Genomic DNA, 13237 nt, shown 5'->3' with positions numbered 1-13237 from the left:
TCAACTGGATGCACTGGCGCCAATCGATGTAGGCTTGATCATCTTTGGAGCTGCCGAACCTCGCCTACCCGTTCTCGGTCCCGCGCAGACCGAACGCGTGGGCAAGCTGCGCGCCGCTATCGACGACGACGCCCTCGGCCGCGAGCTCAGAGCCCTTCCGGCGCCCCGGGTACGGGCACTCACCCCGGATATCTGTGCCGCACTGGACATCGACCTGCGGAACCGTTTCACGGCGGCGGGATGGACGGCGCGGCTCGATCACTTCCACGCGCGGGGTGTCGCCCAGTGGGGGCCGAGTGGGCGGTACGAGGATGTCCTGACCGGCACCGACATCGACGGCGTCAACATCGTCGCCGTCAAGGAGGGCGTGCTCTCCGACGCGGTCCTGGTCCTCGCCCACCACGACACGGTCCCGGGCACCGGCGGCGCCGACGACAACGGCACCGGCGTGGTCGGGCTGCTGGAGCTGGCCCGCCTGCTGGGTGCGGCGCGATTCCGCCGGACGGTGCTACTCGTCGCGGTCGACCACGAGGAGCTCGGCTTTCACGGTGCCCGTCACCTGGTGCGGCAGATGTCGGTCGCCAGGCGGAAGGTGGTCGGTGCCTACGTGTTCGAGATGCTCGGATTCGCCAGCACCGAGCCGGGCAGCCAACATTTGCCGCGCGGGCTCGACCTGCTCTATCCCGGGCAGATCCGCCGGATCCGGCGCAACGGGCAGCGAGCGGACTTCGCCGCAGTGCTCTACCAGCGGTCCAGCCGGACGATGGCGGCCCTGTTCGCGGCCGCGCTGACCCAGCTGAACGGCCCGACCGGCACCGTCCTGCTCCGTGCACCCACCGACCTGCCGGTGCTGGGGCCGCTGCTCGGCCGCTTCGTGCCGTTCACCCAGCACTTCGCGCGCAGCGACCATCTGCCGTTCTGGGACGCCGGTCTACCCGCGGTCCAGATCACCGACACGGCCAACTTCCGTAACCCGCACTACCACCGGGCCGGCGATCTCCCCGACACGGTGAGCATGCAGCAGGTGGCGGACGTGGTCGCAGCCACCGCCCTGGCCGTGGAGATCCTGGCGGAGCGGCTCGACTAGTCGCAACGCCGCTCGGTTAGGGCGGGTGGATGGTTAGCAAGTGTTTGTGATTATATCGATGGCTATGGTGGCTTTGTGGCTGCGTCGGTCTACGTTGGGTCCGCGGGCTTGGTACTTGGAGTTCGAGCGTTTGATCATGCGGGTCTTCACCCGGATCCGACGCTCAGGTAGCAGGTGGGCCAGAACCGCACGACCGATGGCGCCGGCCAGGTCGATGACGGTGTCGGCGAGGACGCCGGCGGCGTGGGTGACCTGGTCGCGGGCGGCGTTCAGGGCGGTGGTGAAGCTGGCCCGGTCAGGGCCGGTGCCGGGCCGGCTGTCGGTGGCGTCGGTCATGGCGGTACGCAGGATCTGGTAGACGACCAGCAGGGCGTAGACCTCCTGGTCGATGCCGTCGGGAGTACGCGCGCGCAGGACCCGGCCGCCGAGGATGCTGGATTTGATCTCCAGGTAGGCGGTTTCGACCTCCCACCGGCGGTGGTACAGCTTCATCAGTCCGCCGGCCGGGTGGGTGCGTGGGTCGAGCAGGGTGGTGATCAGCCGGTAGCCGCCCGTGCGGACGCCGTCGATGGTCTGGACGCTGATCTCAGCGTCCACGACCCGCACCCGTACCGTGCCGATGGTCGACAGCCAGGATCCGTCGTGGTACCGGCGGATCACCGGCGGGCGGCGGCCGTTCTTGCAGCGGATCAGCAGGTCGGCCCTGGTGGCGGCGAGTGTCTGGATGAGGTCGGCGGCGGCGTAGTTACGGTCGGCCAACAGCAGCATCCCGGCGGCCAGGGAGCGGGCCTGGTCGAGTTCGTCGCGCTGGCGGTCTCCCATGACGATCCCGAACTGTTCGCCGACCCGTTCTTTGCCCAAATCATCGTCGGCGTGTCCGCAGCGCTCGAGGAGACCGACCTTCACCTGCTGCTGTGCCTTGCCAGCTCCGGGCGGGGCCGGTCCCGGTTGACCAACCTGCTGCACACGCGCGGCGTCGACGGCATCATGCTGATGGCGCTGCACGGCGACGATCCGCTGACGCACATCGTGCGGCGGGCCGGCCTGCCCGCGGTGTACGGCGGCCGGCCGTTAAACTTCGAACCACAGTGGTACGTCGACTCCGACAACCTCGGCGGCGCCCGACTGGCCACCGAACATCTCATCGGCCTCGGCCGCACCCGGATCGTCACCATAACCGGCCCCAGGTCCACCGATGTCGGCCTCGCTCGCCACCGCGGCTACGAGGAGGCAATGATCATGGCTGGGCTGACCCCGTACGCGGCGGCGGAAGGTGACTTCACCGAGACCGGCGGTGCCGCAGCGATGAGATCACTGCTCGACAGCCACCCCGACCTCGACGCCGTCTTCGCCGCCAGCGACAACGCCGCAGCAGGCGCTCTACGTGTCCTCATCGACGCTGGCCGGTCGGTTCCAGGCGACGTGGCAGTGGTGGGCTTCGACAACCTCGGAATAGCCGAACGAACCGATCCGCCGTTGACCACCGTTCACCAGTCGGTCCAAGCTCTGGGCAAAGAAATGACCCGGATGCTCGTCGAGCTCATCGCGGGGCACGAACCCCTGTCCATCATCCTGCCCACGAAGTTGGTGCTACGCGACTCGGCATGATCAGCGAATCAGGCCAGCCGGTTGGGGCGGCAGGGACTCCGCAGGCAACGGGCTAACACAGTTCACGGGCGGGGGGCAGGGTTGACGCAACCATGGATGCAGGTGCGGGACAACAAGGGTGCGCGCACGCCCGGCGTGGACGGACGCACCGTCTCCTACATCGAGAACGTGCGAGGCGTCGAGGACTTCCTCGACGAACTACGGTCGCAGGTCAAGGACCGCAGTTTCCGTCCGATCCCGGTGCGCGAGCGCATGATCCCCAAGACGAACGGCAAGCTACGCCGCCTAGCGAGGCGGAAAGGGATAGCGATCGCGGACGAGTGTCTGATCCCCCGTGATTCCAAAACGACCCGAAACCTGGCGGATGTGGGTCGATGCAGTGCTGGGCGGGCTCCAGTCGGTGGCCCGCCCGCTTCCTGGCCGTCCAGTCCGCGCGGTAAGGGAGACCACGAGGGAAGGCCTGCGGCGTACTCGTGGTGATGTTACCGGGGAGAAGCTCGATCCCGACCCACCCAACGGTGGCCGGTGAACGCAAACATTCAGGTGGTGCGCGCTGGGATTCCGCGTGGTGGCATAGCGTGATGGCCGGTTGGTTGGTGGCCGCCGGCTGATGTTGACCTGGGTGGGGTGGGGGTCAGGTGGGTGCGGGTAGGTTCGGCATCCAGGGTCGTCCGAGGATGGCGTCGCGCAGGACGGCCATTTTGTCGAGGCCGTTCTTCGCCGCGCTGGAGACGTAGCCGAGGATCTTGTACCGATCCTTGGTGCGTTGCTCGCTGGTGAGCCGCCCGGAGATCTTCTGCTGGATCTTCGCCGGTCGCAGGTCCCGTTCGGCCTGGTTCGACGTCGGCGGCACCAACAGGTCGTCAACGAAGCGCAGCACGTCGGCACGTCGGTCCCGGAAGACTTCCAACAGCAGGCGGGCTTTACGCTCACCCGGCCGGTTGCCGATGGTGCTGGTGTCGGACAGTCCGACCAGCACGCCGTGGTGCAGCCGGTACAGCAACTCGGCCTTCACTGTGGGGTCGATGCCCGGCCGGTTCTGCTCACGGGCCGTGTTCGTCTCGTGGATCAGCGCGCGCAGCGCGTCGGAGATCTGCTTCGGCCAGACCGCGTCGGGGTACACCTCGGCCGCACCGTCAAGATCACGTAACAGGTGAGCGCAACACAGTTGGTGGACCAGCGTGCCCAACTCGGCCGAGTCGTAGTTCTGGTACCGGTCGTGCACGACCACCGAGCCGGTCAGGTCCTTGACCACGAACGCCGTGAACGTGGCCAGGTCCCGGTCACCGACCTGGTAGTGAGTCCACAACTCGGTACACGCCACGAGCAGGTACTTCTCGGCCTTCTTCCGGCCCGGCCTCGGTTTCTTTGGCCCGACCCGCAGCGGCGTCTCGTCACAGCACACCGCGTACGCCAGGGTGATCAACATGCGGATCCGTTTGTCGACCTCGCTGGTCAGCGCCGCGACCCGGGTCAGCACGCCGTGCACGAACCCCGGCGACGGTGTCGCACCGGTCAGCGACCGAAGCATCTGTACACACCGCTGCACCGGGATGAAATGCACGACCATCAGATAGACCGCCCACGCCTGCAGGTTCGGGCCGTACCCCACCGGACCGGCCCCCGCGCCTTCCGGCCGGGCCGCGGTGTGCAGCTTCCCGCACCCACACCGCACCGCATGCTGGTCGTACTGGGTCAGCGTCGCGGTCATCAACGGAACCTCGACCTGCTGATACCGGTCCACCACACCCAGATCCCGCGCGTCCACCAACTCCGCGCCGCACCCGCAACTACCCTCGGGGAACCGGTCCCGCCGCTGATCAGGAGCATCCGACCAGGCCAGGTTCGACCCCGGCGCACCCCGCTGCCTACCCCGCGTACCCGCCGGGGTGTCCCGCTTCTTCCTCGCCGCAGGTGGCGTACGCCCCGGATCATCATCCTTCGACGGCGGAGACGACGAGTTCGACGAGTTCCGCGACAACAGATGCTCGACCCGCGCCAGCCGCACCGCGAGCGCCTCGTACGCCGCCGTCAACTCCGCGATCTGCGCGTCCTGCTCAGCAATCCGAGCGTCCTGCGTCCGTGCCAGCGAGATCAACTCTTCACGAGACAGATCCTCCGACACCGACACGCCAAGATCAAACCACAACGGACAGAACGGCGTCGAGCCGGTCGAACCCCGTCACTCAACCCGCGCTGACCGTCACTCTTCGCGCACCACCTGAATGTTTACGGTCAGGTGTAGTGCTGCGGTGACGATGTCGCCGATTCTGCGTGGGCTGGCGGTGGTGTGACGGAGCGTCCTCCAGCGTCCGATCAGGATGGCGAAGCCGCGTTCGCCCTGCCAGCGCAGGCTGCGTAGCAGCCGGTTGTAGAAGCGGTTGTCGGGGGCGAGTCGGCTGCCGTCGGTGTTTTGCTTGACCGGGGTCTTGATGCCCTGGCCTGCGCCTTCGTAGCCGGAGTCGGCCAGGGTGGGCAGGTCCAGTTCGGTGGCGGCCCAGTTCAGGGCTGCGGTGACACCGAGGGTCTGGGCGCAGGTCAGGTCGTGCAGGTGTCCGGGCATCGCCGGTGAGGTCCAGATCGGCAGTCCGTCCGGGCGGGCGACCGCCTGGATGTTCGCGCCGAAGTCGCGGTGCTTTCCGGAGTACCAGGCGTCGATCGTTTCGCCTTTGACGGACAGGGTGGTCTCGGTGAGCCGGTCGCAGTCGAACAGTTTGCCGTCGAGGATGACGTGGGACCAGCCGTCGTCGGCGACCCGGCGCAGGGCGGTGTGGAGATCCTCGGCCTGTGTGGTGAGGACCGTGATGCCCTCGGCGAGGTACCGGTAGGCGGTCGCCCGTGAGATGCCGAAGCCGGCGCCGAGCAGCGCGACGTCCTCGCCCTTGCGGAACCAGACGAGCACCATCAGCGCCTGGCGGAAGCAGGTCAGGGCACGGGCGCCGGTACGGGTTCCGCGCGTCCGGCGTTCGGCGGCGAGCAGCCGGCTGACGTACTGCACGAGTTCCCTGGGGACGTCGACCATGGCACGATATGCGATCACGTGGGGTCCTCACCGGTGGGTGATCTTGTGGTGAGAACTACCTACCGAGGGCCCCACGCCCTTCTCCAGCACTGTCCGGCTTCACCGGCTTCGTCCGTGTCGCACCAATCAAACCTTTTGCGTTGCTGAGATCAGCTCACTACATCAACAACGGCTACTCGTGGTTGGTCGAGGGCGACATCGAAGGCTGCTTCGACGAAATTCGGCACAGCGCCGTGATCGAACGCATCCGTCGACGCGTCGCCGATCGCAAGGTGATCAATCTGTGCAAGGTGTTTCTCAAGGCTGGTTTGCTTACCGATCTGGGACGACTCGAACGACGGGTGTCCGGCACGCCGCAGGGTGGTGCAAACAGCCCGCTGTTCGCCAACCTTGGCGTTGTCCGCTCTGGACGAGCCGATCCAGGCAGCCTGGGCGGCAACGTCGAAATACCGCACAGCGCTCCTACCTGCACTCGAAGGGGATCGCCACCTATCGACTCATTTGGTACTCGGATGACTTCGTGGTCATGGTGCATGCAACCCGAGAGCAGACGGAGGCCCTCAGCCTCGATTCGTCAGAGGGGTTTGGTCCCTGCCTGACCGTTTCGGCTTGACTGTTTTGTCCTCTTGTGGGTGTACGGGCCGGCCGCGTCTCGCTGCGGGCGCGCCGGGTCTCCGGTCCCGGGGCTTGCCTTTCTGCTGGTAGGGGCAGGTTGGGTGGGTCAGGTGGTCAGCGGCAGGTGCAGGCGTTGCCAGCAGATCAGGAACGCGTCGGCCCAGGGCCAGGTGTCGGGGATGGACAGTGTTCGGCGGCGGGCGTGGGTGGTGAGTTTCGCGGGTAGGTGCAGTAGCCGGTAGCGCAGGGTGTCGGGTTCGGCGTGGGCGAGATCGGGTTGGTCGTGCAGGCCGAGTAGCCGGGTCCAGGCGGCCAGGTCGGCGGCGATGTTCGCGGCGAGGATCCAGCCGCGGTTGACGGTCCAGGACTTGCTGGGCAAGTTCCGCAGGCCCATGGCCTTGTTCGTTCGTACCTGGTCTTCCACGCCGGCGTGGGAGCGGTGCGGGGCGTCGAGCCACTGCGGGTGGTGCGAGCCGGGCACGCCGCCGATCCGACCGATGTTGGTGGCCACGATCGCGTACCGCCAGCCGGTCTTCTTCTCCAGGTCGGTGAGTTTCTTGGCGTGCCGGGCGGCCGGGCGGGTGCGCCGCGCGAGCAGCCGCAGCCCGGCGGGCCAGCCGCCGAGGCGGGTGTTGAGGCCGGTCAGTTCGGCGACCTGCGCGGTGTCGGTGGCGGTCCCGTCCTGACGCAGGCTGCTGTCCCAGGCCCGCTCGGGCAGGGCGGCGATCGCGATCTCGTCGGCGTCGGTGATTGTCCATCCGACGGTGAAGCGCACCGTGCGCCACAGCCGGTTCATCTGCTCCAGGTGGTGTAGCAGGTCGTGGGTGGCTCCAGCGCCGTCGACCCGCACGAGGATCCTGCGCCGGTACTTCACGGGGAGTTGGACGATCGCCTCACCGAGGACCCGGATATGGTCGGTGATGGTGTTCGATCCGGCGTTACCCGGGCGCAGCAACATGGCCAGGCTCTCGCCGGTGTTCGCGCACCATGCCCCCAACGGGTGGAACCCGAACCCGCGCTTGAACGTCGCGGCCGCGCTCTGCTTGTCGCTGTGGGCGGTGATCAAAGTGGCGTCCAGGTCGATGACCACCCACCCCGACAGCAGTTTGCCCGCCACGGCAAGCCAGGGGAAACCCTGCGGCCGACCGGCGAGCAGATCCCAGACCCGGGCCCGGACCTTCGCCCGTGCCTTGGCGACGCGGCGCAGCCCGGCCTCGTCCAGCCCCGCCGGGGCGCGACGCACAGTGGCCTGCGACGGCGGCTCGGCGAACACCAGAGACTGATGCGCCAGCAGCCCGATGTCGGACATGCTCGTCGCGCCGAGCACGATCGCGACCGCCAGGCAGACCAGGACCGTGCCCCGATCCCACCAGCCCGGCCCCTTCCCCCGCGGCAGCACCTTGTTCAACCCACCGGTCAACCCGGTCCGGTCCGCACACCGGCGCAGCAGGACCGCACCCGCGTGACCGACCAAACCCTTCCCGCCCGAGGCCACGACCAGCCGTTGATCCCAACCGTTACTCTTACTCACCGGAAAGGTGCACCCGCTTCTGCTCTGGACTTGATCTAGACAATCACATCCTCGCAGGTCAGGTGCACCTTTCCTTCATCACCCTCGATCAACCAATTCCCCTCTGAACGGGGGAGGTCAAAGCCGACACCGCGAAGATCCTGGATGGTCAGGGACTGCGGCTGTCGGAGGCGAAGACGCACATCACCCACGTGGACAGCGGTTTCGACTTTCTCGGCCTCCGCATCCAGCGTCGGCCGCGTGAAGGCAAGCCCGCCTGCGCCTACACCTTCTGTCGGAGGCTAACTTCGAGGCCACGAAACGCAAGGTCCAGGTCACCCGATATCGCTATCGCGGGTCGAACATCCCCACGCCGTGGGATGCGGCAACTGCATCGGCGTAACTCGCCCATCCGTACACCTGTGGAGAGCCCGGTGCCGGGACGACCGGCACGCTGGGTTCGGGGAGCGGGTTGGGGAAACGGACCGTCTGAGCCTCGATCCACCGATGAAGGTCGGACCGGCAGGACCCCGGCTATAGAAAGTGCCCTCTGAACTGGAAGGATAGGAGTTCTGACGCTTCTATCGCTCGGTTCGAGAGGGCACCTCGCAGGTGAGAATACGCCAGGACGCGCCGGTGGTGCGCGCGACGTTCGACGATCCGAATCTGGTGTCGTGTGCCGGTCTCGTTCCGGTGATGCGCCTGGCCGAGCAGGCCGGTCTGCATGACGCGGTCGCCGACCGGGTGCGGCTGCCGACGGACAAGGGCGCGAACCCCGCCGGGAAGGTCGCCACGGTCGTGGCGGGGATGCTCGCGGGCGCGGACAGCATCGACGACCTCGACATCGCCCGGCACGGTGGCATGCGGTCGCTGTTCGGCAGCGTGTACGCGCCGTCGACGCTCGGGTCGTTCCTGCGTACGTTCACCCACGGGCACGTACGGCAGTTACAGGCCGCCGCCCGCGACACCCTGATCGGTCTGACCGGCCGGGCACCGATCCTGACCGGCGCCGACACCCTGTGCTTCGTGGACATCGACTCCATGCTGCGGCGGGTGTACGGCAAGCAGAAGCAGGGCATCGGGTTCGGCCACGCCAAGGTCGGCGGCTACAACGTCTACCTGCGCGGCTACAACCCCCTGGTCGCGACGCTGTCCACCCCGCTGTCCGCGCCGGTGATCGCCGCCACGAGGCTGCGGTCGGGTAACGCCGGCTCGTCCCGGGGCGCCGCCACCATGATCGCCGAGGCCATCACGACCGCCCGGGCATGCGGCGCTTCGGGGGAGATCATGGTGCGAGCGGACTCGGCGTTCTACGCCAAGACGGTGATCAGCGGCTGCCGGCGTCGTGGCGTGCGGTTCTCGGTCACCTGCCGCATCGACCCGAAGATCCGCGCCGCGTGCGACGGCATCGCCGCCGACCAGTGGGTCGACATCACCTATCCGCAGGCCGTCCGGGACGAAGACGCCGGCCGGTGGATCTCCGACGCGCAGATCGCCGAAACCACGTACACCGCGTTCGCCGGCACCCGACACGAGGCGACCGCCCGGCTGATCGTGCGCCGCGTCCGCCGCGACGACCCGCAACAGATCCCCGGCCAGGACGAACTCCTACCGACCTACCGGTACCACGCCGTGTTCACCGACAGCCCGTACACCCTCGTACAGGCCGAAGCCCAGCACCGGCAACACGCGATCATCGAGCAGGTCAACGCCGACCTGATCGCCGGCCCCCTCGCCCACCTGCCCTCCGGACACTTCAGCGCCAACGACGCCTGGCTGACCTGCGCCGCGATCACGCACAACCTCACCCGCGCCGCCGGACACCTCGCCGCGGGCACCTGGTCGACCGCCAGACCCGCCACCATCCGGACCCGGATCATCACCGTCGCAGCCCGCCTCGCCCACCGGGCCCGCACCATCCACCTACACCTGCCCGAGTACTGGCCCTGGCAGGCGGCGTTCGACAACCTGTTCACCGCCGTCCAGCCGGCACCCGGCTGACCACACCCCACCAGCCGAAACCAGGCGGCCCGACCACAGGCCACAATCCCGTTCCACCCCGAACACTCACCCTCGGAGCAAGCCGATCACGTGATCGGCGACTCCCTCACGCCCGCCGCACCACCCAATACAGAAATGATCAACCAACATTCAGCGGCAACCGCGTCGGTGGATCGAGGCTGAGAAGGCGGCACCGCGCCCCGGTCCGACTCCATTCCACCGGCGCTCCTACGGGTTCCGCCCGATGCGCCGGGCTCATGACGCGATCGCCAAGACCCGTCTACTCACGTCCAAGAGCTACGAATGGATCGTGGAAGGCGACATCACGGCGTGCTTCGACGAGATCGACCACACGGCCCTGATGGACCGGGTGCGCGATCGGATCGCGGACAGACGCGTCCTGGCCCTGGTCAAGGCGTTGCTCAAAGCTGGCATCCTCGGTGAGGACGGCCAGCCGCGAGCCACCGACACCGGCACCCCGCGGGGATCGATCCTTTCGCCGCTGCTGAGCAACGTGGCCTTGTCGGTCCTGGACGAGCACTTCGCCCGGATCCCCAGCGGTCCCGCCGACGCGACGGCGGTTGGCAGGTCCTGGGACTTACGCCGGTGATCCTCTCGGGTGGCGTCGGACGAAGTCCCAGACGATGGCGCTGGCGTCCGGGCCGGCGCCATCGGTGAAGAGGCCGTCACCGGCAGGGCCTGGCCAGACGTGCCCCATACTGCGGACGAGGTACGACTCGACGACAGACGTGCCGTCGGGCGTGCTGATGGTGGTGCGCGTGTACGCATGCCTGCCCGGTTCCGCAGGCACCGTCGCCGTCTCTTCGACAAGGTCCAAACTCTCGTTTAGCAGACCGTCGTCAATGAGGTCACTTACCGCGATCCAGTGCTCGACGAGGCGAGTTGCGACGATTGGTGGGACGACGTCATCCTCCTCGCCCTGGATGACGAGCAGCGGCACCTGCCGCGCCCGGTCGCCCATCTGGGACCACGCCTGACGTGCGGTGTAGTCCGGCGGTGTGGCACCGGGGTCGTCCGGGTCCACCTGGTTCAGCCCATACTCGCCACCGGCGACCGACGTCGCGGTCGCGAAGACGTCGGGGTAGGTCGCCGCGAGGATGACGGCGGTCCCCGCCCCGGAGGACGCGCCGGCGACGTGCACGTGGTCCGGATCCGCGTTGTACTCTTCGACCACCTGCCGAGCCACGCCTGCGAGCAGCGCGGGTTCTCCGTCGTAGCGGTGCTGCTCCCGCGGATCAGCCGAGTTCCAGCAGTTGACCGCGTTGCGGAACAGGCGTTGCGTGGGATAGACCACGATGAAGCCCTCGCGGTCGGCCAAATTGTTAAACTGCGTCGTGAACTTCATCGAGTTCCACCCGTACCCGGACATCCCGCACCCGTGAATCGCCATGATCACCGGCAACCGGGTGGTGCCGTCGTACTGTGGCGGTAGGTGGACCTGGTAACGCTGGGAGCCGACGTCGCTTTCGTACTTGTGATTGCGATCTCCCTCCCCCATCCACCATGGCAGGCCGAACTGGAAGACCGCGACACCGACACCGACACCGACCGCGAGCACCAGCGCGACGCAGGAGGCGATCCAGGGCCATCGCCGCCGCCGAAGCCGGTCGGACCGCAGCTGATCGGACTCGAGCGCCTGGTCCAGTGCGGGCATTTCGTGCTCCTTTCGCCAACCGGTGCTCACCTGTTGGTAGTGGCCATGCCGGCAGCACTGGCTGCGACGATCGCCGCCGCGGTGCGCGTCACCGCGATGGCGACCGCCTCGGGTCCCCAATGGCCGCAGGCGATCTCGCTGGCCCGGGTCACCGTCGTCGACGTCCAGGGCAACGGGGGCCGCAGCGAGGGCATGGCGCCGCTGGCGAAGAGCAGCCCGATGATCGCAGCGGTGCGGGGATCGGGAGCTTCGCCGGCCTCCAGGATCCGACGGATCCGCGCTCGCAGCCGCGCCTCGTGCTCCCCGTCGGCCGCGGGCCACCTGGTGGAGCGGAACACGCGCAGCACCCGCGTCTCCTCACGCCGCAGGAGGCCGCGGGCCACGAGCCGGTCGACCACCACCTGCCACAGGTCGGCGCCGAGCGTGACGAGCAACGGCTGCACCCGCTGCGTCTTCTCGGCGATGGTGTCGTAGGCCGACTGCAGCAGCGGGTCGGGCAGCGGACCCTCACCAGCCGGGGTGACCCGCGGGCCGTTCAACCCCCCGGAGTCGTCAGTCTGAATCCGATTGAGCAGCGCGAGCTCGGTGAGCACCGCGCCCCCAAGCGTGTAGTACAGGGTGCCCGCCGACTGGATCGACGCGCCGTCGTCGTCCATTAGGAGCAGCATAAGGTCGTCGACGATGAGTAGGTCGTTACGTGCCGACATCGGCTTTTCGCCCATAGGTGTTCCTTCCCTGTCCTCTTTGCGCGTTGTCACTCGCCCGTGCGCTCAGCCGAGAAAGGTGCGCAGGACGGCGTTTACCTCCTCGGCGTGGGTCCAGAGCAGCCCGTGTGGGGCGCCTTCGATCTCGACGTACTCGGCGTCGGGAAGTGCCCGGCGGAACCGCCGGGCGGTGGCGTCGATGGGGAGGATGTTGTCGGCGGTGCCGTGCAGGATCAGGGCCGGTTTGCCACTGGCACGAACCGCCTCGACGTCTTCGCGGAAGTCCTCGATCCAGGAGGACACGACGGCGTAAGCCGCCACCGGCGCGCTGGAGACGGCTACGTTCCAACTACCGGTGACGGTCTCCTGGCTGATCCGGCTGCCGAGGTTCTCGTCGAGGTTGTAGAAGTCCGAGAAGAACTGCATGTACCAGGCGTATCGGTCACCTTTCGCCGCAGCCTCGATCCCGTCAAACACCTTCTGCGGCAAGCCCTCTGGGTTGTCGTCACGGGCGACCAGGAACGGTTCGAGCGAGGCGAGGAACGCCAGCTTCGTCACCCGCTGGTGGCCGTACCGCGAGACGTAGCGGGCCAGCTCACCGGTGCCCATCGAGAAGCCGACCAGGACGACGTCGCGCAGGTCCAGCGTCTCCAACACGGTGTTTAGGTCAGCGGCGAACGTGTCGTAGTCGTAGCCGGAACCAACCTTCGAGGAGCTCCCGAAGCCGCGTCGGTCGTAGGTGATCACCCGGTACCCGGCAGCAAGCAGCTCGCGCGTCTGAAGCTCCCAACTGTGGCCGTTGAGCGGATATCCGTGGATGAGGACAACCGGCTGGCCTGCGCCCTGATCCTCGTAGTACAGCTCGATCGGGGTGCTGTTCTCTTTCCCGACGGTGATGAGACCCATCGTCGTTTCCCTTCTGTCGTCGGATACTTCGTGGTGGCGTCCGCGCTGGAGGTGTTGTTGTGGTGCGGCGCTTGTCCACGGGGCTCCCAGCGGACCATCCGCGCGGCCA

Annotated in this window: 12 protein-coding genes; 5 read left to right on the top strand and 7 right to left on the bottom strand. The window is 67.6% G+C overall.

All coding sequences use genetic code 11. From position 1 onward, the window contains the following. Positions 1–97 precede the first annotated feature (97 nt). Positions 98–1087: a M20/M25/M40 family metallo-hydrolase gene (locus tag O7610_RS05680; protein WP_281554681.1), complete on the top strand. Its 990-nt coding sequence runs from the start codon at positions 98–100 to the stop codon at positions 1085–1087. A 33-nt stretch (positions 1088–1120) separates the two neighbouring features. Here the strand turns inward: O7610_RS05680 and O7610_RS05675 are convergent, their stop codons facing one another. Next, complete coding sequence (locus O7610_RS05675) at positions 1121–1909, bottom strand: transposase (protein ID WP_289212759.1); 789 nt, start codon at positions 1907–1909, stop codon at positions 1121–1123. Between O7610_RS05675 and O7610_RS05670 the strand changes: the two genes are divergently transcribed. Then, complete coding sequence (locus O7610_RS05670) at positions 1808–2695, top strand: LacI family DNA-binding transcriptional regulator (protein WP_289213573.1); 888 nt, start codon at positions 1808–1810, stop codon at positions 2693–2695. The genes O7610_RS05675 and O7610_RS05670 overlap by 102 nt on opposite strands. A gap of 634 nt (positions 2696–3329) precedes the next feature. On the opposite strand, the gene tnpC is transcribed toward O7610_RS05670, so the two are convergent. Then, positions 3330–4826: an IS66 family transposase gene (tnpC, locus tag O7610_RS05665; protein ID WP_289212758.1), complete on the bottom strand. Its 1497-nt coding sequence runs from the start codon at positions 4824–4826 to the stop codon at positions 3330–3332. Positions 4827–4898: 72 nt separating this feature from the next. After that, positions 4899–5735, bottom strand: a complete 837-nt coding sequence (locus tag O7610_RS05660) for a transposase family protein (protein WP_502959079.1) — start codon at positions 5733–5735, stop codon at positions 4899–4901. Positions 5736–5857: 122 nt separating this feature from the next. On the opposite strand from O7610_RS05660, the gene O7610_RS30565 reads away from it, so the two are divergent. Further along, positions 5858–6316 (top strand): reverse transcriptase domain-containing protein, encoded by a 459-nt coding sequence (locus tag O7610_RS30565; RefSeq protein ID WP_353850333.1) that lies wholly within the window; start codon positions 5858–5860, stop codon positions 6314–6316. 122 nt (positions 6317–6438) lie between these two features. Here O7610_RS30565 and O7610_RS05650 read toward each other — a convergent pair whose 3' ends face one another. Then, positions 6439–7863 (bottom strand): IS1380 family transposase, encoded by a 1425-nt coding sequence (locus O7610_RS05650; protein WP_289212757.1) that lies wholly within the window; start codon positions 7861–7863, stop codon positions 6439–6441. Positions 7864–8454: 591 nt separating this feature from the next. Between O7610_RS05650 and O7610_RS05645 the strand changes: the two genes are divergently transcribed. Together O7610_RS05645 and O7610_RS05640 are read left to right on the top strand one after the other, a co-directional pair. Beyond that, on the top strand, positions 8455–9843 hold the full coding sequence (locus O7610_RS05645; RefSeq protein ID WP_281550639.1) for an IS1380 family transposase: 1389 nt from the start codon (positions 8455–8457) through the stop codon (positions 9841–9843). 148 nt (positions 9844–9991) lie between these two features. Next, positions 9992–10453 carry a reverse transcriptase domain-containing protein gene (locus O7610_RS05640; RefSeq protein WP_353850371.1) on the top strand — a complete coding sequence of 154 codons (462 nt, stop codon included), beginning with the start codon at positions 9992–9994 and terminating at the stop codon, positions 10451–10453. Here the strand turns inward: O7610_RS05640 and O7610_RS05635 are convergent. The 3 genes from O7610_RS05635 to O7610_RS05625 are packed head-to-tail and all read right to left on the bottom strand — an operon-like array spanning position 10442 to position 13128. Beyond that, on the bottom strand, positions 10442–11518 hold the full coding sequence (locus tag O7610_RS05635) for an extracellular catalytic domain type 1 short-chain-length polyhydroxyalkanoate depolymerase (protein ID WP_281554673.1): 1077 nt from the start codon (positions 11516–11518) through the stop codon (positions 10442–10444). The two genes, O7610_RS05640 and O7610_RS05635, sit on opposite strands and share 12 nt — an antisense overlap. A 26-nt stretch (positions 11519–11544) precedes the next feature. Further along, positions 11545–12240 carry a GOLPH3/VPS74 family protein gene (locus O7610_RS05630; RefSeq protein ID WP_289212756.1) on the bottom strand — a complete coding sequence of 232 codons (696 nt, stop codon included), beginning with the start codon at positions 12238–12240 and terminating at the stop codon, positions 11545–11547. Positions 12241–12288: 48 nt separating this feature from the next. Further along, entirely contained in the window at positions 12289–13128 is an 840-nt protein-coding gene (locus O7610_RS05625; protein WP_281554672.1) for an alpha/beta fold hydrolase, read from the bottom strand. Positions 13129–13237 lie beyond the last annotated feature (109 nt).

The organism is Solwaraspora sp. WMMA2065, from assembly GCF_030345075.1.
Classification (GTDB): domain Bacteria; phylum Actinomycetota; class Actinomycetes; order Mycobacteriales; family Micromonosporaceae; genus Micromonospora_E.
This window is presented reverse-complemented; position numbering and strand designations above follow the sequence as displayed.